Consider the following 23,210-nt stretch of genomic DNA (forward strand, 5'->3'; position numbering starts at 1 on the left):
CACTCCTTATAATTTATTTACTTGCAGAACATCAATTAATTTTTTCAACTGACTAACAAGTAATGTCGCTTCATTTTCAGTACAAACTGCTGTGAGTTTCATTTCAGAAACACCACTAGTATCTCTTTCGTTTAAATGTAAAGAAGAAATATAATAACCACGCCGAGCAAAAATCCCACTTATACGTAATAAGACACTTGGCTCGTTATGAATAACGAGTGAAAAAGTATGACTCATTCTTCCCACCTCTTCATAATCATTTCGTTATTTCCTTTGTTTGGCGGAACCATCGGAAATACGTTTTCACCTTCTTCTACACAAAAATCAACTACGACAGGACCTTCGTGAGCAAATGCTTCTAACATCACTTGTTTCGCCTCGGTTGAATTTGTTGCTCTTAATCCCTTTACTCCATAAGCTTCTGCTACTTTCACAAAATCTGGTGATCCAATTTTTGACTCTGATAAACGATTTTCATAAAACATTTCTTGCCATTGCCTTACCATCCCTAAAAATTTATTATTTATGATAAATACTTTTACAGAGATATTATTTTCAGCAATTGTTTGTAGTTCTTGAATGTTCATTTGAAAAGAAGCATCACCTGCAATACAAATAACAAGTTCTTCTTTTTTAGCTAGCTGAGCACCGATTGCTGCTGGAAAACCAAACCCCATCGTTCCTAATCCTCCAGAAGTAAGGAACGTCCGAGGTTTTCTTGCTTTATAGAAGTGAGCAGCCCACATTTGATGCTGTCCTACTTCTGTTGTGACAATCGCTTCACCATTCGTTAATTCACTTACTAAGTTGATCACATGCTGTGGTTTTAACTCAGATTTTTTTTGCTTATAAGAAAGTGGATATTCTTCTTTCCATGCCTTTACTTTCTGAAGCCATTCGTCTGTTTGGGTATAAATAGACATATGTAACAACATGTGTAACGCTTTTTTCACATCACCAACAATCGGATGCTCTACAGTTATATTTTTATGAAACTCAGAAGGATCAATATCAATATGTACTTTTTTCGAGTGCGGAGAAAAAAGTTCTAATTTTCCTGTTACACGATCATCGAAGCGAACACCTAATGCAAGTAATAAATCACATTCTGTTACCGCCATATTAGCAGCGTATGTCCCATGCATACCAAGCATCCCTAGAAACAATGGATCTCCCGGTGGATATGCACCAAGTCCCATTAAAGTTGAAACGACTGGAATACGGTTCTCCCTTGCGAATTCGAAGAGTTCATCGGATCCACCTGAATGAATGACACCTCCTCCAATATAAAGAAGTGGACGCTTTGATTTTGAAATTGCTTTAGCCACCTCTCTAAGTTTCATGCTGTCTGGTACAAGTTCTGGTTTGTACCCCGGAATATCAACTTCTTCATTAAAGAAACTGGTGACTTTTGCATTTTGAACATCTTTTGGAATATCGATTAATACTGGTCCCGGTCGTCCGCTTTTGGCGATGTAAAAAGCTTCTTGCACAACTTGTGATACATGATTTACATCACGAACTTGGTAATTATGCTTCGTAACAGGTACTGTAATTCCGACAACATCCGCTTCTTGAAATCCATCTTTACCAATTAAAGGCGTCGCAACTTGACCGGTAATGACAACTAAAGGAATCGAATCCATATAAGCGTCTGCTAAGCCCGTAACTAAATTTGTCGCCCCTGGGCCAGAGGTAGCAAAGACTACCCCGACCTTTCCAGAAGCTCTCGCATATCCTTCAGCCGCATGAATGGCAGCTTGCTCATGACGAGTTAAAACATGTTTCAAACCACTTTCGTATAACGCATCGTATACTGGTAAAATCGCTCCGCCTGGATAGCCGAAAACGGTCGTTACACCCAATTTCTTCAAACATTGAATCACGTGCCCAGCGCCTGTCATTTCTTCATACTGTAACTTCTCATACGCTGTATACTGCTGCTTCATTTCCATTAACTCCTCTCCTTATTTATGCTAAGCTTTCCGTCAGCCCAGGAACACGTACTCCTCTTTCTCTCGTTAATTTTTTAAATTCTTCGGTCAATTGTTTCGTTACACTTCCTGGTTTCCCATCTCCAATTTCTCTCGAATCAACTTTTACAACTGGAATTAACTCCGCTGCTGTTCCTGTTAAAAATACTTCATCCGCTACATATACATCATGGCGAGTGAATGGTCTTTCCTCACACGGAATATTCAGTCGTTCACATAGCTCGATAACACTATTTCTCGTAATACCTTCTAATGCTCCTAAATAGGATGGCGGGGTTAGCACTTTTCCATCTTTCACAACGAAAACATTATCGCCAGAACCTTCACAAACATATCCTTGTTGATTTAACATAAGAGCCTCTAACACTCCTGCTTGTGCTGCTTCAATTTTTACAAGTACGTTATTTAAATAATTCATTGACTTAATACGTGGATCTAACGCGTCTGGCGTATTACGTCTTGATGCAACAGATACAACGCTTAGCCCATTATCATAAAATTCTTGTGGGAATAACTTTAATTGTTCTGCAATGATAATTACGCTCGGCTTCACACAACTTCTCGGATCGAGCCCTAAGTCACCTTTTCCTCTTGAGACAATTAAGCGAATGTAAGCATCAGCGTATTCATTTTTTTGGAGTGTATGTAAAACTGCTTCTTCCATTTCTTCTACCGTCATTGGAATTGTTAGTAAAATAGATTTCGCTGATTCATATAATCGTTTCACATGTTCTTTTAAACAAAATACATTTCCTCCGTAACTACGAATCCCTTCAAATACACCGTCTCCGTATAAAAAACCATGATCATACACTGAAACAACTGCCTTTTCTTTTTCTACAAATTCCCCATTCATGTAAATGTACTGGTTTCCCATCTCACATCGCTCCTCTTTTTTTCTCTATTTTTTGCAATCTATTTCTACATCGATTGCTGAGATGAGTATTTTTAACAGAATATTCAGTATATAAACCTTAAAAATATACTCGTCTCAACAATCGATTACTTACATACTTGTAGCAATCCATTGCTGAGACGAGGGAATCGTGGTACCACTCAGCTTCCTTATACTTCTCACGAAATATAAGCTCTGCAAGTCCAATTAGACTTTTGTTTTTCTATCGGGAACAACCCCGCTACTTTTTACTAGTTTTCAAAAGTAGTGCTCCAAGGTGATTTTCAATGAGTGAATTGTTACCACCCTCACAGCCTCGGGGCAGCTCTCTGAAACAATCTTTATCATTTACTCTCCTCTTCTACGCATTCTCTTCTTCTATTTTTAAAAATAAAAACTCTCGCCTCAGCAATCAACTACTACAATTTAGTAGCTTTGATTGCTGAGGCGAGAGTTTCGCGTTACCACTCAGCTTCCTTATACTTCTCACGAAATATAAGCTTTGTAGGTCCAATCAGACCTCCGTCCTTTTACCGGAGACGATGCCGCCGCCCTCTACTCAGTTTCCCTTTCGCAAGCGATGCTCCGAGGTGATCTTCAATGATTCGATTGTTACTACCCTCACAGCCTTGGAGTAGCTCTCTGAAACGATCATAATCATCTACTTTCCTCTTCTTTGCATATACAACATATAAAGTTAGAAAATTCTTAATTAACTTTTATTTGTTACACGTATTATAGGACGTTGTTCTTTTCATTGTCAATATGTTTTTTCAAAAAAATCAAAATTCATTCTATTTATTTTTTCTCAAATCAAAATTGGAATGCATTACTTACATACACTCATATATTACTTAAGTATGTTTGCATTACTACATAAAGAAAAGCTTATAAAGTTTATGAGGAGATGAGGAAACTATGTTAAAAGGGAAAGTAGCGTTAGTTACAGGAGCAAGCCGAGGAATTGGACGAGCGATCGCTAAACGTTTAGCAAATGACGGTGCATTGGTTGCTGTTCATTACGGTAGTCGAAAAGATGACGCTGAAGAAACTGTTCATGAAATTCGATCAGATGGTGGCCAAGCTTTTTCTATCGGCGCAAATCTAGAATCCTTACACGGTGTAGAAAACCTTTATAACGCTTTAGATACTGAATTACAAAAGCGCACTGGTGAAACACAATTTGATATTTTAATAAACAATGCTGGCATTGGTCCTGGTGCTTTTATTGAAGAAACGACTGAACAGTTTTTTGATAGAATGGTTTCAGTAAATGCAAAAGCTCCATTCTTTATCATTCAACTAGCACTACCACGTTTACGTGACAATAGCCGAATTATTAATATTTCATCCGCTGCCACCCGCATTTCTTTACCTGATTTTGTTGCATATAGTATGACGAAAGGCGCTATTAATACAATGACTTTTACGCTAGCAAAACAGCTTGGAGCACGAGGAATAACGGTGAATGCAATACTTCCAGGATTTATTAAAACAGATATGAATGCAGAACTCTTGAGCGACCCAATGATGAAGCAGTACGCTACTACTATTTCCGCTTTCAATCGCTTAGGTAAAGTAGAGGACATTGCCGATACTGCTGCATTTCTTGCTTCTCCAGACAGCCGCTGGGTTACTGGACAATTAATTGATGTGAGCGGAGGATCTTGTTTATAAAAAACATATATTTTCAAATCTTTTTTATTGCGCAATAAAACAATTTATATAATACTATATAAAACATATACATTTAGGAGGATTACAGCAATGTCCGAAAAAACATACGAACTCGCAACCTTCGCAGGCGGTTGCTTTTGGTGCATGGTAAAACCATTTGATGAACTTCCTGGTATTCATAAAGTACTTTCTGGCTATGCAGGAGGTCATGTAGAAAATCCAACATATGAACAAGTAAAAGCTGGAACATCTGGACATTTAGAAGTTGTTCAAATTACATTCGATCCTTCTATTTTTCCTTATCAGAAATTACTAGACTTATATTGGCCACAAATCGATCCAACTGACGATGGCGGACAATTTTTTGACCGTGGTCCATCTTATCGTACCGCTATTTTTTACCATAACGAAACACAAAAAGGGCTTGCTGAAAAATCAAAACAAGCTCTTGCAGAAAGCGCTATGTTTAAAGATCCAATCGTGACTGAAATTCGTCCTGCTGCACCTTTTTACGAAGCAGAGGAATACCACCAACATTTCTATAAAAAGAATCCAGATAAATATGCTACTGAGCAAAAAGAATCTGGGCGTGAAGACTTTATAAAAGAAAATTGGCAAAAAAAATAATAAAAACGCATCGTGCTTTTTTAGTACGATGCGTTTTTATTTTTGATAAAAGTACCATACAATTAATAGAACAATTGCTGTTAGTGACCAAAGTACTATCTCGTTTTTCACTCTATTCTTTTTCTTAGTCATTTCATTCCCTCCTAATAACTATTAAAGATATTCAAGTTTTTCTTTGTTTAATTGTCCACCTTATATACGTGAATACATCCTTACAAATTCTAATAGCAAGACCACCAATAATTCCGATTGCAATTGAAATTACTAACATCTGTCCAAAACTAAAAGAATTTTTGTACGTTATATAGAGAACGATACATACAAGTAAAACATCCGGTAACAAAATCAAAAAATTTTCAAACAATACTTCACCTCTCTTATGTTTTATTTATAAATTATATCTTCCAAAAAGGAAATCTATTACCATTTTTAAAATAAAAGACCTCCAGTTCAAGCACTAGAGGTCTTCCATTTTATTTCTTCAATCGCTCAATAAAATCATGTAATTTATCAAGTGACTTCATATTCTGATTGCAAGCTACACCATCTTTGCAAATGTAGTTTCCCTTTTTAACGAAAGTTCCTGGTACATCGCCTTTAATTTCAACTAAAAACATTCCTACTTCTTCATGTCCATGACATAACGAACAAATGCTTTTTTTATTTAAACTTTGGAACGTTCCTTGTAGACCAACAAATTTATTTTTATCATTTTTCGCTATAATAAATTTCCTGCTTGATCCCTTATCAATCCAGCTTAAATAAGATATTTCTTTCATATCTATTTCTTCCATATCAGGAAGTTTTAACTTTTTCGCTTTAGGAAATAATTTTTTTAATGTTTGTGCTGTAACTTCTTGAAACGGAATGACATACGGATTTATTTTCATTAAAAATGATTCTGCATCTTCTCTATTTTGAACTGTTAGTACCGTATCAATTAACTCTTTCTGTTCATCCGTTAAATTCTCAAATACATGTATTATCTTTTCAATCGCAAGCGATTTTAACGCTTGAATTACACCTCTATCATTTGCCGTTGCATGCCCGTTTGCTAAAATATAAGCTTGTGATTTTATAAAATTATATTGATCACTTCTAATAAACGCTTCCATCTTTATCACTCCATACAAATTGTTGATCTAGTTTTATTGTATACAATGATTACGTTTTTTGATATGTAAAAGATAACTTAGAAACAAACATTACATATATCGCTTATTCTCTACCGCTACATTTCCTGACAAAAGAAGCCATCATCTGTTTTCCATTCCGCATATAATACATCTTCAAATTTAGTAATTCCTTTTTGCTTTATTTGTTTATAAAGCCACCCTTCATCAAATCCCGCTTCCCTCAAATTATCCTTAACAACTTTTCCATCACTAATTAATGAAATTGGTAAGTATACAGGCTTATGTTTTAAACTTAAATCATTTATAGTAGGAGATTCGTATTTACTTTTTTTCAGAACGCTTATGTTTCCGTTAGGTTCCAATATCATATATTCAACCTCTCGGATTGAAAATATATCTTTTTGTTGCCTAAGCATTTGTTGTAATTGGTTTATATCCAAATGATTTACGCTTAATTGTTCACGATCAATCTTTCCATTACGAATAATAATTGAAGGATATCCTTCAAAAAACCTTCTTGTTCCTCTTACTTTTTGTGTTATCACTTCTATAGTATAAATTAAAATTACCCAAACAAATACTGAATATAAAATAGACCATACTTTAATTTTAGGATCATATATTGAATTTCCAACGAGCTCACCTAGGACGATTGCAGAAATAAAATCAAATGGCGTTAGCTGAGATATTTGTGTTTTCCCTAATATTTTTGTAGCAATTAATAGAACAAAAAAACCAACTAAAAGCTCTATCGTTATTTGTCCAATATGATTCATATATGCTCACCTTTCTACTTTTCAAATGCTCTGTATACCATTTAATAAAAAAACGGCACATTTTTTCTATTATCATGCCCGTTCACACCTCATATATCCAATACATATAAAACAAAAAGAGTCTGATTCAAAGTAATATATGAATCAGACTCTTTTCCTCTTATTTAGAATACACAATCTTTTTAATCGTTTCCCCAGAAAGAAAATATTCTTCTGCAAGTTGATGAATAGCAATCCCACTTTTAAAAGCTTCTTTAATTGCTTTATTTCTTTCATCTAGTTGTTTTCTTCCGCCAGATCGTGTACCCCATTTATAATGTTTCGTTTCTTGTTTCGGAATGTAAATTGTTTCACCTTGTATATACTTTTGAATTTCAGTAATTAAACTCTCCGGTAAAACAGCATTAGCTTTTACGTATTTCATTTCTGCTCGCCCCTTATTTTTTATGGTTCATTTCAATAAGGTGCAAAGCCAAATATAAAAAATGATACGAGCTCATATAGGCGATTGTATATTACTTGTCTACCTCACGCAAAGTATCGCCATTTCCATACTTGGCTTCGCATGAGACGTTGCAGTGTCTGGCAATTGAATTATAATCGCCATATAAACACCTCCTAATATACCTTTTGTATTTTATTATATGATAAATTCCTTCTCCTTGCATCCACACCCTTCTTAAAGCACGAAATTACTTAGTTTGATATAATACTTTTTAATTGAATCAAAAATCATTGTGAGGTTACATTATGAAGAAAAAAATTATCATTACAATCGTTACACTATTCTTTATTATCACGGCATTATTCGGAACATACAAATTGATGAACGCAAGAAGCTTTCAATTATTTGGATATTTAACACAACGTGTAGAAACAAATGAAAAAGTGATCGCTTTAACTTTTGATGATGGCCCTACTAACAATGTAAAACAAATATTACCGCTACTAGATAAATACAACGCTAAAGCTACTTTCTTTTTAATTGGAAATGAATTAGAGAAAAATCTATCGTTAGGAGAAGCTATCGCGCAATCTGGGCACCAACTTGGAAACCATACATATTCTCATAATAGAATGGTTTTCAAAACACCTTCTTTTATTAAAGGTGAAATAGAAAAAACGAATTCATTAATCCGCCAAACAGGATTTACAGGCGAAATTGATTTTAGGCCCCCTAACGGTAAGAAGTTAATAGGGCTGCCATATTATTTAAATAAAAACAATATCGAAACAATCACATGGGATCTTGAGCCCGATACTTTTTATAAATCTGCGGCTGATAAAATTAAATACGTTAATAAAAATGTAAAACCAGGTTCTATCATTTTACTGCACTCTATGTATGATGAGTCTAATGAAAATTTACAAACGATTGAAGGTATTTTAGATTCTTTATCTAAGAATGGCTATCAGTTCGTAACAGTAAATGAATTGCAAAAAAGAGCAAAATAAAAAGGTAGCGTATCTTTGTATGATACGCTACCTTTCTTTTTATATAATGCCAAGTACATTTAAGAATACGATAATAATCGCAATTGGTGCGATATAACGAAGTAAGAATAACCATAATACGAATAGTTTATAACCTTTATTTTTACTTACACCTAGCTCTTTCATTAATACATCTTTCTTCATTTTTAAAGGAACAAAGATAGAAACTAATAATACACCAAGTGGCATTAATACGTTACTTACTGCATAGTCCGCTAAATCAAAGACTGTCTTCCCGAAAATCTTCAGATCACTTAATATACCGAATGATAATGCTGATGGTACCCCAACAACGAAGATTAATAACCCTACGATTAAGGCCATTTTTTCACGTTTCCCTTTACCTTTTGATGTTAACGATGCAACACTAATTTCTAACATCGAAATTGCTGATGTAATCGTAGCGAAGAAGAATAGTAATAAGAAAACGATGAAGAATAATTTTCCGAACGCCATTTTACTGAAAATAGCTGGCAACACGATAAATAATAGTCCCGGCCCTTGAGATGGTTCCATTCCAAATGCGAACACAACTGGGAAAATTGCAAGTCCTGCAAGTAATGTAATAACAAGAGTTAAGGCTACGATAGAAAATGCTGAACGTGGTAAGCTTTCTTCTTTCGGTAAGTATGAGCTATACGTTACCATAACGGCTACCCCGACAGATAATGAGAAGAACGATTGCCCCATTGCGTATAATATAACTTCTGATGTTACATGTGAGAAATCAGGTTGTAAGAAGAAACGAACGCCTTCTCCAGCACCATCTAATGTAAGTGCACGAACGATTAATACAAAGAATAAAACGAATAATGCTGGCATGAAATATTTATTTACTTTTTCAACACCATTTTGTACACCTTTACTTACGATGAAAATAGTAATAAGGATGAATAATAGCTGTGATCCAACTGCTAAATATGGATTGGAAATGATTTCACCAAACGTAGCTTCGTATGCTCCATTTCCTTCCCATAGTCTACCTGTAATTGCATTCCATAAATATAATAAAATCCAGCCTCCTACAACACTGTAGAAAGAAAGTAATATGAAACATGTTACAATTCCTAATTTACCTAACCAAGGCCATAACGTTTTAGGAGCAATCTCTCTATATGCATCGACAGCCTCTTTTTGTGTACTTCTTCCAATAACAAATTCAGCTAATAATAGCGGTAAACCAATTAATAATGTGAAACCGATGAAAATTAGGAAGAACGCTCCGCCTCCTCCAATGCCGGCCATATATGGGAATTTCCAAATCGCTCCAAGACCAATTGCCGAACCTGCTGCAGCTAATACGAAACCTAATTTCGATGTCCATTGCTGTGAATTCATTTGTTAATCTCCTCTCTATCTCTTTTTCTTTGTTACAATTCGGTATTTATATTGTTCTATCAATACTCTTTTCTAATACGTTCACTTCCTCCCTAATAAAAAAACGTCCCTACGTAAATACGTAGGGACGACAAAAATATCGCGGTACCACCCTAGTTGTGAAGAACACTAAGAAACCACCTAAATAAAAACGCCCCTACGCAAAAACGTAGGGACGATAAAATATCGCGGTACCACCCTAGTTATGAAGCCACACCAAAGTTAGGACCTAAATAAAAAACGTCCCTACGTAAATACGTAGGGACGATAAATATCGCGGTACCACCCTAGTTGTGAAAAAATCTTCACCACTTTATTTGATAACGGTATAAACTACCGTCTTTCATTTCCTCATAATGCGAGATTTATGAAAGATGCTCCAGGACGAACTTCATGAATAATCTATATACTGATTCACACCAACCATCAGCTCTCTGAAATAGGGAGATATTCACTACTATACCCTTTCATTGCCCAAATATTATTTTCCGAATTGATTACTATCATTTTTATCACACATTAAAAATAGTGTCAACTTATATTTCGAATTTTTATGTATTACAATCTATTTCAAAATTCGAAATATAAGTTTTTAGTTTAGAAAACAAGTGGATTAGTACATAACGAATTCTAACAGGCAATAGAAAAAGAATTACGTATTATTGATACTTATTCAATAATACAAATCATCTAGAAACATAACCTGTCTCTCTGTATTCATTTTTTAAGAGTTTGATGGATACCAAGAAAATTTCGCATCACTATCCAGTGGTCTATTTTTCGTTTCTTCTTTAATTACACGAAACCATTCATTTAGAATTTGAGTTTTGGGCAATTGAGCAGCAAGGCTATCTTCCCAAATTATATGTGAGAACCAGGCTTTCGTTTCCCATTCAAACTGCAATTGTGCGAACGAAATTATAGGGTGATCAGCTCCACGAAATTGCTCATTTACTGCATTTGAAACTTCTGGAGCTTGCGGTAACAACTCGTTCTGAATTCTATTTCTTATCGTCTCATTTTCTAGCTGATCCCAGAAATACAATTGCCCATTTATTTGATAAAAAATATCAAATGAAGCCTCACCTTTCTTCAAATTCAATAACACGAAGGCACGTTCCACATCATTGTCAGCCGCTTTTACAGCATTAACAATTATATTTTGTGCCATTGATACCCAGTAACTAGTCGCTTCCTCTACCGGTGATTCAACATACAATTCTTCACTTAATTCATGAAGAGTAGCTTCTTGCTCATTTACTTTTTCAACTTTTTTAAAAAACCTATTAAAAAACCCCATAACTTCCCCCTTATTACTATTTTCTATTTCACAAAATAAAAAATAGATTTTTCTTGCTCATCCACATTTACTCCTGGCGCGTATGTATGAACTTGTTGCAACACTTCTTCTATTAGCAACTCTAACTCCTGCACACTTTTTTCTGGATTCCCTATTAATGTGTCCGCCATACGTTCATATAATTTTTCAGGTTTAATAGTCATTCGTTCCACATTATTAGGCATCCATTTAAACGCTGGATGATGTACGTACATTTTATTCAAACCAAATAAAACACCGAATATGTTCCTTTGTACTTCGCAAATAACGTCATAAAGCATAAGCCAATCTTTCCGTTTTAAAAGCGCCTTTCGATTGTGCCAACGATTACTTAACCATAGATTTTCTGAAATCATCCGTTTTGCTAGTTCATCTGGATATGCCGCTACTTTTTCTTTTAATTCATTCACTTTCCCTTCTCCATACAAACTAACACCATCATGAATGGATGATACAATACATTGTTTTTCATAACTTATATCATATTGATCCACCACATCCGAAATCACTTTCTCTACTGTCTCTGTTAAAAAGTTACTAATCTCTAATTTAATTCCCTCTTTCGTTAAATACGTTTCCGACCATTCTTCTTCCTCATACGGATGATACGATAATATTTTCCCATCAATATGATAAATAGGGGCCCTACGATCCTCATCTTCCGGCGGTGTTGACCATAAAATATGTAATTCTATATCTGAATGTTCATCTTCAAGCCTTCTAGCTACTGAACCCGCTAAAATAATAGCTTCTACTTTCGGATTTTTCCTATAAATCTCTGACATCTCTATCGCTTTCTCTTTTAATCCCATTTCATTTCCCCCTAAAATTGCAGTAATCCCCTATATTTCATTTATCTATTTCGATATTACAGCTTGCATTACCTTTTCAAATTCCTACTTAATCATATTTCTATCCAATAGCGCTGAATAACTTCACCAGTACGAGAAGAAACTACTTCATTTTCTAACACACCTCCAACCTTTTGAATCGTTTTAGCAGAACCGATATTGGATTTATCGCAAGTTATTAATACTTTCTGCAATCCTAATTTTTGCGCTTCAGCTAATGCAAGTTGTAGTTGTTTCGTAGCGTAACCGTGGCGACGTTTATTCGGATGGACACTATATCCAATATGACCACTTTCCCGTAATAATTCTGGATTTAATCTATGTCTAATATTCACAAAACCTATAAGTTCCCCTTTTTCAAAACTTAAAAACTGACTAGATGACACTCGATTAGCTAGTAAGTTTTCTCCTAGTTCTTGTTTACTCACTTTTTCAAACCATTCATCAAGAGAATCAAAGTTTTGTAAAGAACTACTTCCATGTGGTTGTTCCCCTGAGTGTAAAAACGCTCGTCTATACGCCGTAATATGCTCACTATATTCATGGATTGGTTTTAATAGTTTCATTGTTCTTCTCCCCCTCTTCATTCCATAAAACAAACACCTTAATAGCAGCTATTCACTATTAAGGTGTTTCTATCCTTTTTATTCAAATAATCCCATGCTTAAATAACGTTCACCTGTATCAGGCGCAATACATAAAACTTTTTTACCAACGCCTAGACGTTTCGCTATCATGATTGCAGCGTAAACAGATGCTCCAGAAGATGGCCCAACTAATAATCCTTCTTGTCTAGCTAAGTTTCTCATTGTCGTTAAAGCCTCTTCATCTGCAATTTGAATAATTTCGTTATACACTTCTGTATTTAAGTTTTTCGGAATAAATCCTGGGCTTGTTCCTACTAGTTTATGAGGACCTGGTACACCACCGGATAAAACGGGAGATCCTTTCGGTTCCACTACTGCAATATATAAGTTTGGCAATTTCTCTTTTAACGTTTCACCAGTCCCTGTAATCGTTCCGCCTGTTCCTGCCGTTGCAACAAAAGCATCAAGCTCTCCATCCATTTGTTCGTAAATTTCAAGTGCAGTCGTATAACGGTGAATATTCGGATTAGCTGGATTTTCAAATTGTTGCGGGATAAAACTATTCGGTATTTGTTTTTGCAGTTCTAACGCCTTCGCAATTGCTCCTGGCATTCTTTGTTCTGCTGGTGTTAAAACTACTTCTGCTCCGTATGCTTTCAATAAATTAATACGCTCTTTTGACATATTATCTGGCATAATTAAAATCGCTTTATACCCTTTAGCTGCTGCATTCATCGCTAAACCAATCCCTGTATTCCCGCTTGTCGGTTCAATAATTGTATCTCCGGGTTTGATGAGACCATTTTCTTCTGCAACGTGAAGTAAATTATAAGCCGCACGGTCTTTCACACTGCGCGATGGATTAAACATTTCTAGTTTCACATACACATCTGCTGCGTCTTCCGGAATAAATTTAGATAATCGGACGACAGGTGTATCTCCTATTAATTCCGTAACGTTTTCACACAATTTCATAGCGCATCCCCTATTCTATCGTTTTCTTATCACTTGGCAGTAACCATGAAGTGAGTCCAATTAATGGTAGACAACTACATAATAGCATAATAAATTGCAGGCTATATATATCTGCTAATTTCCCAAGAACTACAGCACCTAATGCTCCAAGTCCAAATGCAAGACCTACGATTAATCCTGACACCATTCCCACTTTTCCAGGCACAAGCTCTTGTGCATATACAACAATTACACTAAAACTACTTGAACTAATAAAACCGATACATAAAAATAACGGTACGACCCACACAAGTGAGACATGTGGTAATAACAGTGCAAGTGGCGCTGAACCTAACATTGAAAATACGATGATATTTTTCTTACCAAATCGATCTGCTAACGGTCCTCCGAAAAAAGTGCCTAACACACCAGCAATCATAAATGCGAATACGAAATACTGGGCATTTTTTATAGATAAACCGTAATGCTCTATTAAATAAAATTGATAGAAATTCCCGATACCAGCACCGTACCAAGAGCGTACAAAAGTAAGAAAAACAAGAAGTATAATAACGAATTTAATGTGTGTACTTACAATTGCATTTTCCGCCTCAAGTGCAGCCCTCTTCTTCCTTCTTACAGCACCGGTTGCTAATTCATTTTTGTACCAATTCGATACGAAAATTAATAATGCAATTCCTACTGCTGCAAATGCTGTAAAACCTAATGAACCAATTTGACCGAGTGGAACGAAAATTAGCGCTGTAAAAATAGGAGCTAAAGAATTCCCCGTGTTTCCCCCAACTTGATAAATCGCTTGCGCTAACCCTCGTTTTGCACCTGCCGCCATATACGCAACACGAGCGCCTTCTGGATGAAAGACTGCGGAACCTAAACCGATAAATAAAACAGAAATAATAACAATAATAAAGTTTGGTGCAAACGCGAGTCCAATCATTCCAAGCATACTTGAAAACATGCCGAGTGGTAATAAAAATGGTGACGGCTTCTTATCTGAATACATACCAAACACCGGTTGCATAATCGATGACGTCATATTTAACGCAAACGCAATCCACCCTACTTGCATATAGGATAAATTCATCGTTTTTTCCAAAATAGGAAACAACGCCGGCACAACTGCTTGCATCGAATCATTTAAAAAATGTCCAAAGCTAATCGCAAATAATATTCGATATATTGTCGGTGTTTCTACTGTGTTTTTTTGCGAAACTGCCTGCATATGTGAATCGCTCCTTTCTGTACAAAAAATATATTTATTACAGTAGGTGTAATAAATTCTGACTTTTGAAACATTTCTATTCTATACTGCTTTCATTTCTTTTTCCAGAAATATAACTTAACTCCCATCATTGACTTGCATCCTTGTAACTTTCAGCAGTAAAACATTATAGAAAAAGGCAACCCAATCACATACTGGGTTGCCTCTTACATTAAATTGCAAAACGCTTATACTTCTCGTAATCGCTCATCTTACATTCTACCTCTAATTTCGTACCTTCGTTTTCGTAACTCGTAGATAAAACGTGTGCATGATTATTGAAATACGAAACTACCTGTCCTTGATCATACGGAATTAACATTTCACACTTCGTATACTCTTTATAGATGTGTGAGCGAATCATTTCTACAAGCTCTTCAATTCCAACATGTTTCTTCGCAGATAAATACACACGGTCTTCTTGTACTTTCGGAATTTCAACATCTACCATATCTGATTTGTTGTAAGCATAGATCGTTGGAATATTTTCTACTCCAATTTTCTTTAACGTTTCATTTGTAATATCAATTAATTGTTCATAATTTGGATTTGCGTAATCTACGACGTGAATAAGTAAATCTGCTTCCGCTACTTCTTCTAATGTTGAACGGAACGCTTTCACAAGATGATGTGGTAATTTACTTACAAATCCAACTGTATCTGTTAATAAGAATGATTTATTATCTGGTAAATCAATATTTCGTACAGATGTTTCTAACGTCGCGAATAACATATCTTTTTCAAATACTTGCTTTTCTTCTGTACCATTATAAATTTCAAGCATTGCATTCATCGTCGTTGACTTTCCTGCATTCGTATAACCTACTAATGCTACAACAGGTATTTCATTTTTCTTACGTTGCTTTCGCTGTGTTTGACGCTGGGCAACGAGCGCTTCTAAATCTTTATTTAAAACTGAAATTTGTTCTTCAATTTTACGACGATCTAACTCTAACTTTTTCTCACCGACACCTTTATTTTTCGTACCAACGCCGCCGCTCTGTCTTCCTAACGATTCACGAAGACCGATTAAACGAGGCATCATGTACTGAAGATGTGCTACTTCTACTTGTAGCTGTGCTTCTTTCGTTTTCGCACGTTGCGCAAAAATATCTAAAATTAAAATGGTACGATCAATTACCTTACAATCTAAATCCTCTTCTAAATTTCGAATCTGTGAAGGAGATAATTCATCATTAAAGATGACCATATTCGCATCTATTTCGCGTACATACGCTGCTACTTCTTCAATCTTTCCTTTTCCGATATAATGCGACGGATTCACTCGTTGTAAATTTTGCGTTACTTGCCCAATTACCTCTACATCACAAGCTTCCGCAAGATTTTTTAACTCCTCCATTGAATAGGCAAAATCATCTTCATTACCTACATTTACTCCAACTAAAACTGCTCTTTGTAATACTTCTTCCATATATTTATTCCTCCATTTCGATTACGAAAAATAAAAAACACAGGTTGCTGCCTGTGTTGTCGTAAACGGATAAGGGTTCACCAAAGAAATAGAAGAAAGCTATGCTTTCATCCTATTTTATAGTCAAAAAGTCCCAAGATTGTATACGTATCCACAATAAGCGTTCACCTATACAATCCCATTCTATTTATAAAGGCAAAACAAAAAGAGGGCGTATTCGTCCCTCCCTCTTTTCACATATAAGCTTAATAAAGGGTTCCTTTAAAATAGGCAGACCAATCCCGTTCACTCTGTACACAGACAGAGCCTTTGAGCGCTATTCAATTATTGGCACAAAGTATTGAGACGTAATCTGATTAAGATCAAAGGAAGCCCCTCCGTTCATTTTAAGTTACATAAAGTGTAGCATAAGTAATTCGCTTTCACAAGGTTTAACAACCTATATCACACAAAAGAAAATCTTTATATTTTTACTTTAATCGTCATTTTTTGCGAGTTTTTCTCACAATAAAAATAACAAAAACAATTATCAATTTTAGAAACTTCTCGTATATTATTTTTACAGCACTCGCCAAATTCCTTCATAGTAAGTTAAGTATTATCGTTTTAATACAACAAAAATCTTTATTGACATTTTTATAACCTGATATTAGTATCAGGTTATAAAAATAAAAATTAGGAGATGTTTCTATGCATTCTAAATCTCGTATTACTGCAATTGGTACTTATGTTCCAGATCAAATATTGTTTAATAACGATTTAGAAAAGATGGTCCATACGAATGATGAATGGATTGTACAAAGAACAGGAATGAGGGAAAGAAGAATCGCTAGCGAAGAAGAATACTCCTCAAACTTAGCCATTAAAGCAATTAAAAATTTATGTACAACATATAAGAAAAACTTAGAAGATGTCGACTGTATCATTGTCGCTACTACTACTGCTGATTACGTTTTCCCTAGTGTTGCTTGCCAAATACAACAATACTTCAACATACCTCATACACTAGCTTTTGATTTAAATGCAACTTGTGCTGGTTTTACATATGGACTACACGTCGGTAATAGCTTAATCACTTCTGGATCACATGAAAAAGTACTTGTCGTAGCGACAGAGACATTATCTAAAGTTACTGATTATACCGATAGAACGACCTGTATTTTATTCGGTGATGGTGCTGGAGCTATTTTATTAGAAAGAGATGAAGACACCCCAAGCTTTATCGCTGCTCACATGGGAACAAACGGTGATGGCGGCATTCATCTATATAGAACAAACTTATCTACTACTATGAATGGCACACCACTGCAAACAAATGAAAAAATCGTTCAAAATGGAAGAGAAGTATATAAATGGGCAACACGTACAGTGCCAAAAGGCATAAAAGATTTAATACATACCGCAAATATGCAAGTAGATGATATAGACTGGTTCATACCCCACAGCGCTAACTTACGAATGATCGAATCTATTTGTGAAAAATCTCAAATTCCAATACAAAAAACATTAACGAGCGTGGAATATATGGGGAATACCTCTTCAGTCACCATTCCACTCGCTCTAGATTTAGCTATAAAAGAAGGAAAGTTAAATAATGGAGACACACTTTTACTATACGGATTCGGTGGCGGACTTACGCATTTAGGACTTATTGTAGAATGGAATTTAATTTAAGTGTATAAAAAGAGGCTCTAGTGAGTAACTAGAACCTCTTCTTCATTTAATTTCTTACCCCTTTTCGAGACCATATCACAACAGGAATAAGTAACAACGCTAACACGCCTCCAGCCAATGACAATGCCGCATAACTTGAATTCGCTACTACCATACCTGACATCGCTCCACCAGAAGCTCCAGCTAGCGCAATAAAAACATCTATTTTCCCTTGTGTTTTAGCACGTGTAGACGGTGTTGTGGAATCAACGATTTGTGCTGTACCACTTATCAATCCGAGGTTCCATCCTAGCCCAAGTAAAGAAAGAGCAACGATTAATAATAATAAAGAATCACTTGGCGCTATCGCAGCTATGACACCCGCTGCAAGTAAAATCACTCCACCAGCTATGCTCATTGTAATTCGGCCAATTTTATCAATTAACATTCCTGTAACGAGAGATGGAAGATACATTGCACCTACATGAAAACCTATCACAAGTCCTACTGCACTTAAACCGTGACCGTGGTGTCCCATATGAACTGGCGTCATCGTCATAATCGCAACCATCACGATTTGCGTAAGTATCATTACGATTGCTCCAACTGTAATACCTCGTTTATTTTCTTTCGCTTCTTCTGTTATTGGTTGCCCTTTATATGTATGTTCCTGTTTATATCTTTCTATTATGTTAGCAATAATTAACGGATCTGGACGAAGCATAACAAAAAGAACTAGACCCGCCAGTATAAATGCTGCTGCCGATAGTATGAACGGACCTGCAAGTTTAGGAACTCCAATTGAATGAGCAAAACTTCCCATTACCCCTACTAAATTTGGTCCTGCAACTGCACCGAAAGTCGTCATTACCATCGTAATACTAACAGCCGTTGCTCTCTGCTTCTTATCTGCTAAATCTGTACCTGCATAACGAGCTTGTAGATTCGTGGCTGTACCGGCACCATATATGAGTAAAGAAATAAGTAAAAGAATAATGCTGTTCGTTAAAGCTGCCATTACAACACCAATCGCTCCAAATCCACCCACTATAAACCCTGTTGCAAGACCTATCCGGCGTCCATATCGTTGCGAAAGCTTCCCTACTATGAAAGCTGCTAATGCCGATCCTAATGTAAACATAGCAGTTGGTAATCCTGCAAATGCATCTGTTCCAAGCATTTGCTGCGCAAGAAGTGCTCCCACTGTAATACCAGCAGCTAGTCCTGCACCGCCAAACATTTGTGAAATGCTGACGATTATTAACGTTCGTTTGTATAGTTTTTGTTGCTCTTCTTCTGTGTACACATGATTATCTATTAAAGCCCCTGCCTTATCTAGCAATTCCCCATCCTCCTTTTAAAATTAATCCCTCTTGTTAATGTACTATGTATAACGTTACATATTCAATGGCATTTTCCATTCATCCCTTTCATTCTAAAAAACTTTCTAATCATACTCGACTTATCCCATGCTATATTAAAAATACTACTATTCACAATAGGCAAGGAGGAAACAATGAAAAAAAACAGGCTGCTATAGCCTGTTTCCCTTTACACTTCTTCTACTATCCTTCCCCTTCTCTTTTTACTCAAAGCTCTTCCTTCCCAAAACAACAAACTTACGAAAGCACAAATTAATATAATTGGCACACTTGCTTTATATAAATCTGTAAAACTCATAGCCATCTGATTCTTGGCATAATGATTCACATCATTTGAAAATGTGAGTATCTCTTTCTTTATACTTTCCTCTTGTTTTTCAACTTCTTTTGTCACTTGCCTCATAACTTCTTCTCTTTTTACATCTCTATATTCTACTGGAACTTCTCTTAATCTTTCATCCGTCTTGTCGCGAATCAATTCTTCCTTTTTCTCTTTACTTAGCCCCATTGTCATTGCATTTTGTTTCTTATTTATATTCGACTCTAAACTTTGATTCTCTATTTTCTCTTTAGTCATTTGTAAAATTTCAGTTTGCTCAGTACTATTCACATGAATAGTACGCACCTTTTCTTCTGCATAACGATATACTTTTTCTTTATTTACAGTTAAATTGTGAGTTAAGTTAGAGACAAATATTGCGACTGCCAATACAATTCCGACTTGTCGTAACATTGATACAACACTTTGAGAAGCAGTTAACAATTCTCCTTCAAACGAAGACGCACTTAAAACTGTAATTGGCCCCACTACTAAACCATATCCAACACCTAATATCATACATGGAATAATAATTTCTATATTTGTTGAATGAACATCAATCATCTGCAACCAATAGTAGGAAAGCCCCATAATAAGAAATCCTGACAAAATAATAGTTACTTTTCCGAGTTTTTTAATTAAAGTTGCTGCAACTGGTGAGACAAAAAATATCATTGCTGAAATAGGTGTCACTAAAAAAGCCGCTTCAATTTCCGTTCGACCTTGTAGTTTCGTCAAGAACGTTGGAAGCAATACAGTAACTCCAATTAAAAATAAATTACTTAATATAACAACGATAGACGCTCCGACAAACATTCGATCTTGAAATAACTTTAAATTCACCATTGGATTATGAATCTTTCGTTCTACTAAAACAAATAGAATAAGAGAAATAGTGCTAATTGCATAACAAGACAAAGCAATATTACTTTGCCATCCCCATGTATTACCTTTTACTAATATGAGAGTAAATGAAAAAATTGCTGTGCTACTTAATAGTAGTCCTATCCAATCTATTTTTGAGATAATACGTTCTTCATTTTTTATTTGTAGCATGATGCAACATAACACGATTCCTATTATACAAACCGGAACATTAACGAAGAACACCCATCTCCATCCTAAATTTTGCGTAATAATTCCACCTATTACTGGTCCCATAGCAGCTGACAATCCTTGTGTTACTCCTAAAATCGCAAGCGCAACATGCCTCTTAGCTAATGGCATAGCTGATACACCAATTACCATACTTGTTGGAAATAAAATCGCTGCCCCAATACTTTGTATAAAACGAGAAAAAATAAGAAAATCACCTGTATTAGCAAAAGCGCAAAGTACCGATCCACCACCAAAAATCACCAGACCAAGAATATACATCTTTGCTTTTCCAAAAATATCAGCTATCCGCCCTAACGGAATGGCAAGTACTGCAATCGTCATTGTATAAACATTTAATACCCAAGACATCTTTTCTAATGAAGTATTTACACTCGATTGTATTGCCGGTAAAGCTATATTCATAATTGTCGTATCAATCATACAAAGAAAGATACCTAGACACATTAAAAAGACAATCTTAATACCCTTTGATTGCTCCATCTTTATATACCCCTTTATTTATTGTGAATGCGTTTTTCATTCTTCTGTTTTATTGTTTTCTTTCGCCTCTAACTCTTCTAATTTTCTCTTCAAAGTCTCCACTTGTGCACTATACGATGCAATACCTACATCTAGTGAAATTTCTTCGACGAAAGTAATACCTACTCTCCACTTTTCATATTTCAATCGAAGATCTGCAATGTACGCTTCTTTTCTTTCAATTTCATCTTTAATCCATTTTTTTATTGTCACATCGTCACTATAGTTGCCAAAATACATTCTCATTAAAAAATCCGAACGTAAAACATCCTTCTCTACAGGCGTCTGCATGTATTGATAAAACTCTTCACGTCCTTCATCTGTAATAAAGTACATTTTCTTATTCGGTTTCCCCTCTTGCATGACAACCTCTTTTTTTATTTTCCCTTCATTCTCCAATTGTCGTAACGTTGGATAAATCATTCCAAAACTTCCATCAAAAAAATGAGTAAATACGTCTTCAAACACAATTTTAATATCGTAACCAGACAATTCCTTTTCCATTAATAAACCTAAAACAACATCTCTTCCCTTCAAATTAAAACCCCCACATAGTATATAATCAATAATCATATTAACATTGTTAATATGATTATTGATTATATACCTTATTCTATTAATTGTAAAATGTTTCTAAATAAAAAAGCCCCATAATTTGGTTTCACCAATTCACAGGACCATTTTCTTTTTTACTCTTTAACACCTACATCTTGCAAAACTTCAATATCCTCTTTCATTTCATAATAATAAGAAGGCAATTCTATACCATGTTCTAAGAAATAATCCTCAATGAATGAAATAATGATTTTTAACGTTTTCACACGGGCATACAATTTATCGTTACTTTCAATAATATGCCACTTCGCATTTGGCTTACTTGTTTTTTCAAACATGTCTTCCATTGCTTCAACATATTCATCCCATTTTTCACGATTACGCCAATCTTCGTCTGTAATTTTCCACCTTTTTAAAGGATTTTTCTCTCTATCTTTAAATCTCTTTAACTGTTCCTCTTTACTTATATGGTAGAAGAACTTCCCTATTATGTAATGGTCATCTGTTAGTAGTTTTTCAAAATCATTAATCTCATCATATGCTCTCATCCACTCTTCCTTTGTAGCAAATCCTTCAACACGCTCAACTAACACACGACCGTACCATGAGCGATCAAAAATGGTGATTTGCCCGTACTGTGGAATTTTGCGCCAGAAACGTTGCAAATAATGGTAACGTTTTTCATGAGGTGCAGGCGCTCCAATTGGATTTACTTGGAACCCACGCGGGTCAAGATGTTCCGTCACCCGCTTAATTGCCCCACCTTTACCAGCCGCATCCCATCCTTCCATAACAAGCATAACCGCGATTTTTTCTTCTTTCAAAATTTGCTGTAATGCTAATAAGCGCCTTTGATATTTTTCGAGTTTCTTGTTGTACTTAGATTTTGATTCAATTTTTTTCGTTAAGTCTACTTTAGCAAGATGTCCATTTTCCATAAAACAAATCCCCCTTGTTGTATGACAATGTTATTTTAACATATTTTTGGCAATTTTTTCATATCCTAAAAAGCTGTGTAGAAACATCTCTACACAGCTTCCTTCTCTAATTTCACATATACAAGCACATTTAACTACATTAAAATAAATAATTTATACGGAACTCTTAGGAAATTCTTTTTATTAAAACGTAAAAATAGCCCTTTTAAAAAGAGCGGCAATCTAAGTATAGAAAGAAAAAATAAATTTATTCTTTCTTACTACATACGTAATGATGCCAGCTATAAGAGTAGTGAATAAGATA

At 35.3% G+C, this 23,210-nt stretch carries 22 protein-coding genes and 2 other annotated features; of the genes, 4 read left to right on the forward strand and 18 right to left on the reverse strand.

Annotated elements, in window-relative coordinates; all coding sequences use genetic code 11:
• Nucleotides 1-6: 6 nt before the first annotated feature.
• From MKY38_RS13025 to ilvE, 3 genes are read right to left on the reverse strand one after another with little or no spacing between them, the layout of a single operon-like run.
• On the reverse strand, nucleotides 7-237 hold the full coding sequence (locus MKY38_RS13025) for an ACT domain-containing protein (RefSeq protein WP_000019916.1): 231 nt from the start codon (nucleotides 235-237) through the stop codon (nucleotides 7-9).
• On the reverse strand, nucleotides 234-1,949 hold the full coding sequence (gene ilvB, locus MKY38_RS13030; RefSeq protein WP_065223747.1) for an acetolactate synthase large subunit: 1,716 nt from the start codon (nucleotides 1,947-1,949) through the stop codon (nucleotides 234-236). The genes MKY38_RS13025 and ilvB overlap by 4 nt, the downstream gene beginning before the upstream one ends.
• A 22-nt stretch (nucleotides 1,950-1,971) precedes the next feature.
• Nucleotides 1,972-2,871, reverse strand: a complete 900-nt coding sequence (gene ilvE / locus MKY38_RS13035; protein ID WP_000528154.1) for a branched-chain-amino-acid transaminase — start codon at nucleotides 2,869-2,871, stop codon at nucleotides 1,972-1,974.
• 151 nt (nucleotides 2,872-3,022) lie between these two features.
• Nucleotides 3,023-3,262 (reverse strand) — a binding site (T-box leader).
• Between the two features lie 545 nt (nucleotides 3,263-3,807).
• On the opposite strand from ilvE, the gene MKY38_RS13040 reads away from it, so the two are divergent.
• Both MKY38_RS13040 and msrA read left to right on the forward strand, forming a co-directional pair.
• Nucleotides 3,808-4,566 (forward strand): SDR family oxidoreductase, encoded by a 759-nt coding sequence (locus MKY38_RS13040; protein WP_114555901.1) that lies wholly within the window; start codon nucleotides 3,808-3,810, stop codon nucleotides 4,564-4,566.
• Nucleotides 4,567-4,656: 90 nt separating this feature from the next.
• Nucleotides 4,657-5,193, forward strand: coding sequence for a peptide-methionine (S)-S-oxide reductase MsrA (gene msrA / locus MKY38_RS13045; protein ID WP_114555900.1), 537 nt, complete (start codon nucleotides 4,657-4,659; stop codon nucleotides 5,191-5,193).
• A gap of 163 nt (nucleotides 5,194-5,356) precedes the next feature.
• On the opposite strand, the gene MKY38_RS13050 is transcribed toward msrA, so the two are convergent.
• The 4 genes from MKY38_RS13050 to MKY38_RS13065 all read right to left on the reverse strand — a co-directional run bounded on the left by MKY38_RS13050 (nucleotide 5,357) and on the right by MKY38_RS13065 (nucleotide 7,529).
• Entirely contained in the window at nucleotides 5,357-5,557 is a 201-nt protein-coding gene (locus tag MKY38_RS13050; protein ID WP_065223436.1) for a hypothetical protein, read from the reverse strand.
• 109 nt (nucleotides 5,558-5,666) lie between these two features.
• Nucleotides 5,667-6,308: a FusB/FusC family EF-G-binding protein gene (locus MKY38_RS13055; RefSeq protein WP_065223435.1), complete on the reverse strand. Its 642-nt coding sequence runs from the start codon at nucleotides 6,306-6,308 to the stop codon at nucleotides 5,667-5,669.
• Between the two features lie 116 nt (nucleotides 6,309-6,424).
• Nucleotides 6,425-7,105 (reverse strand): DUF421 domain-containing protein, encoded by a 681-nt coding sequence (locus MKY38_RS13060; protein WP_065223434.1) that lies wholly within the window; start codon nucleotides 7,103-7,105, stop codon nucleotides 6,425-6,427.
• A gap of 160 nt (nucleotides 7,106-7,265) precedes the next feature.
• On the reverse strand, nucleotides 7,266-7,529 hold the full coding sequence (locus MKY38_RS13065; RefSeq protein WP_000878325.1) for a CD3324 family protein: 264 nt from the start codon (nucleotides 7,527-7,529) through the stop codon (nucleotides 7,266-7,268).
• A gap of 326 nt (nucleotides 7,530-7,855) precedes the next feature.
• Here MKY38_RS13065 and MKY38_RS13070 point away from each other — a divergent pair, with 326 nt between their 5' ends.
• Nucleotides 7,856-8,560 (forward strand): polysaccharide deacetylase family protein, encoded by a 705-nt coding sequence (locus MKY38_RS13070; RefSeq protein WP_065223433.1) that lies wholly within the window; start codon nucleotides 7,856-7,858, stop codon nucleotides 8,558-8,560.
• Between the two features lie 39 nt (nucleotides 8,561-8,599).
• On the opposite strand, the gene MKY38_RS13075 is transcribed toward MKY38_RS13070, so the two are convergent.
• The 7 genes from MKY38_RS13075 to hflX all read right to left on the reverse strand — a co-directional run bounded on the left by MKY38_RS13075 (nucleotide 8,600) and on the right by hflX (nucleotide 16,421).
• Entirely contained in the window at nucleotides 8,600-9,937 is a 1,338-nt protein-coding gene (locus MKY38_RS13075) for a sodium-dependent transporter (RefSeq protein WP_001088187.1), read from the reverse strand.
• Nucleotides 9,938-10,233: 296 nt separating this feature from the next.
• Nucleotides 10,234-10,456 (reverse strand) — a binding site (T-box leader).
• Nucleotides 10,457-10,700: 244 nt separating this feature from the next.
• A complete protein-coding gene (locus MKY38_RS13080; protein WP_000505545.1) occupies nucleotides 10,701-11,276 on the reverse strand; it encodes a hypothetical protein in 576 nt (191 codons plus the stop codon).
• A gap of 23 nt (nucleotides 11,277-11,299) precedes the next feature.
• Nucleotides 11,300-12,127, reverse strand: a complete 828-nt coding sequence (locus tag MKY38_RS13085) for a DUF4037 domain-containing protein (protein WP_000523181.1) — start codon at nucleotides 12,125-12,127, stop codon at nucleotides 11,300-11,302.
• Between the two features lie 92 nt (nucleotides 12,128-12,219).
• Nucleotides 12,220-12,732 carry a GNAT family N-acetyltransferase gene (locus MKY38_RS13090; protein ID WP_000771277.1) on the reverse strand — a complete coding sequence of 171 codons (513 nt, stop codon included), beginning with the start codon at nucleotides 12,730-12,732 and terminating at the stop codon, nucleotides 12,220-12,222.
• A 78-nt stretch (nucleotides 12,733-12,810) separates the two neighbouring features.
• On the reverse strand, nucleotides 12,811-13,728 hold the full coding sequence (gene cysK / locus MKY38_RS13095) for a cysteine synthase A (protein ID WP_000762273.1): 918 nt from the start codon (nucleotides 13,726-13,728) through the stop codon (nucleotides 12,811-12,813).
• Nucleotides 13,729-13,738: 10 nt separating this feature from the next.
• Complete coding sequence (locus tag MKY38_RS13100) at nucleotides 13,739-14,950, reverse strand: MFS transporter (protein ID WP_001149412.1); 1,212 nt, start codon at nucleotides 14,948-14,950, stop codon at nucleotides 13,739-13,741.
• Between the two features lie 211 nt (nucleotides 14,951-15,161).
• Nucleotides 15,162-16,421, reverse strand: a complete 1,260-nt coding sequence (hflX, locus tag MKY38_RS13105) for a GTPase HflX (protein ID WP_065223429.1) — start codon at nucleotides 16,419-16,421, stop codon at nucleotides 15,162-15,164.
• Nucleotides 16,422-17,111: 690 nt separating this feature from the next.
• Between hflX and MKY38_RS13110 the strand changes: the two genes are divergently transcribed.
• Entirely contained in the window at nucleotides 17,112-18,095 is a 984-nt protein-coding gene (locus tag MKY38_RS13110) for a beta-ketoacyl-ACP synthase 3 (protein WP_114555897.1), read from the forward strand.
• Nucleotides 18,096-18,141: 46 nt separating this feature from the next.
• Here the strand turns inward: MKY38_RS13110 and MKY38_RS13115 are convergent, their stop codons facing one another.
• The 4 genes from MKY38_RS13115 to MKY38_RS13130 all read right to left on the reverse strand — a co-directional run bounded on the left by MKY38_RS13115 (nucleotide 18,142) and on the right by MKY38_RS13130 (nucleotide 22,906).
• Nucleotides 18,142-19,416, reverse strand: coding sequence for an MFS transporter (locus MKY38_RS13115; RefSeq protein ID WP_065223427.1), 1,275 nt, complete (start codon nucleotides 19,414-19,416; stop codon nucleotides 18,142-18,144).
• A gap of 209 nt (nucleotides 19,417-19,625) precedes the next feature.
• On the reverse strand, nucleotides 19,626-21,374 hold the full coding sequence (locus MKY38_RS13120) for an MDR family MFS transporter (RefSeq protein WP_065223426.1): 1,749 nt from the start codon (nucleotides 21,372-21,374) through the stop codon (nucleotides 19,626-19,628).
• 36 nt (nucleotides 21,375-21,410) lie between these two features.
• Nucleotides 21,411-21,950, reverse strand: a complete 540-nt coding sequence (locus tag MKY38_RS13125) for a PadR family transcriptional regulator (protein WP_006916931.1) — start codon at nucleotides 21,948-21,950, stop codon at nucleotides 21,411-21,413.
• A 152-nt stretch (nucleotides 21,951-22,102) separates the two neighbouring features.
• Nucleotides 22,103-22,906: a polyphosphate kinase 2 family protein gene (locus MKY38_RS13130; RefSeq protein WP_000427319.1), complete on the reverse strand. Its 804-nt coding sequence runs from the start codon at nucleotides 22,904-22,906 to the stop codon at nucleotides 22,103-22,105.
• Between the last annotated feature and the right edge of the window lie 304 nt (nucleotides 22,907-23,210).

It is taken from the genome of Bacillus sp. FSL R5-0585, from assembly GCF_038004545.1.
GTDB classification, from domain to species: domain Bacteria; phylum Bacillota; class Bacilli; order Bacillales; family Bacillaceae_G; genus Bacillus_A; species Bacillus_A cereus.

Excerpts from the sequence above, each read along its gene's own strand:
- MKY38_RS13110 (WP_114555897.1), top strand. The coding sequence starts at position 17,112 with ATGCATTCTAAATCTCGTATTACTGCAATTGGTACTTATGTTCCAGAT.
- MKY38_RS13040 (WP_114555901.1), top strand. The coding sequence starts at position 3,808 with ATGTTAAAAGGGAAAGTAGCGTTAGTTACAGGAGCAAGCCGAGGAATT.
- MKY38_RS13100 (WP_001149412.1), bottom strand. The coding sequence starts at position 14,950 with ATGCAGGCAGTTTCGCAAAAAAACACAGTAGAAACACCGACAATATAT.
- MKY38_RS13080 (WP_000505545.1), bottom strand. The coding sequence starts at position 11,276 with ATGGGGTTTTTTAATAGGTTTTTTAAAAAAGTTGAAAAAGTAAATGAG.
- MKY38_RS13065 (WP_000878325.1), bottom strand. The coding sequence starts at position 7,529 with ATGAAATACGTAAAAGCTAATGCTGTTTTACCGGAGAGTTTAATTACT.
- MKY38_RS13060 (WP_065223434.1), bottom strand. The coding sequence starts at position 7,105 with ATGAATCATATTGGACAAATAACGATAGAGCTTTTAGTTGGTTTTTTT.
- MKY38_RS13025 (WP_000019916.1), bottom strand. The coding sequence starts at position 237 with ATGAGTCATACTTTTTCACTCGTTATTCATAACGAGCCAAGTGTCTTA.
- MKY38_RS13085 (WP_000523181.1), bottom strand. The coding sequence starts at position 12,127 with ATGGGATTAAAAGAGAAAGCGATAGAGATGTCAGAGATTTATAGGAAA.
- MKY38_RS13090 (WP_000771277.1), bottom strand. The coding sequence starts at position 12,732 with ATGAAACTATTAAAACCAATCCATGAATATAGTGAGCATATTACGGCG.
- MKY38_RS13070 (WP_065223433.1), top strand. The coding sequence starts at position 7,856 with ATGAAGAAAAAAATTATCATTACAATCGTTACACTATTCTTTATTATC.
- cysK (WP_000762273.1), bottom strand. The coding sequence starts at position 13,728 with ATGAAATTGTGTGAAAACGTTACGGAATTAATAGGAGATACACCTGTC.
- ilvE (WP_000528154.1), bottom strand. The coding sequence starts at position 2,871 with ATGGGAAACCAGTACATTTACATGAATGGGGAATTTGTAGAAAAAGAA.
- MKY38_RS13075 (WP_001088187.1), bottom strand. The coding sequence starts at position 9,937 with ATGAATTCACAGCAATGGACATCGAAATTAGGTTTCGTATTAGCTGCA.
- msrA (WP_114555900.1), top strand. The coding sequence starts at position 4,657 with ATGTCCGAAAAAACATACGAACTCGCAACCTTCGCAGGCGGTTGCTTT.
- ilvB (WP_065223747.1), bottom strand. The coding sequence starts at position 1,949 with ATGAAGCAGCAGTATACAGCGTATGAGAAGTTACAGTATGAAGAAATG.
- MKY38_RS13120 (WP_065223426.1), bottom strand. The coding sequence starts at position 21,374 with ATGGAGCAATCAAAGGGTATTAAGATTGTCTTTTTAATGTGTCTAGGT.
- MKY38_RS13130 (WP_000427319.1), bottom strand. The coding sequence starts at position 22,906 with ATGGAAAATGGACATCTTGCTAAAGTAGACTTAACGAAAAAAATTGAA.
- hflX (WP_065223429.1), bottom strand. The coding sequence starts at position 16,421 with ATGGAAGAAGTATTACAAAGAGCAGTTTTAGTTGGAGTAAATGTAGGT.
- MKY38_RS13055 (WP_065223435.1), bottom strand. The coding sequence starts at position 6,308 with ATGGAAGCGTTTATTAGAAGTGATCAATATAATTTTATAAAATCACAA.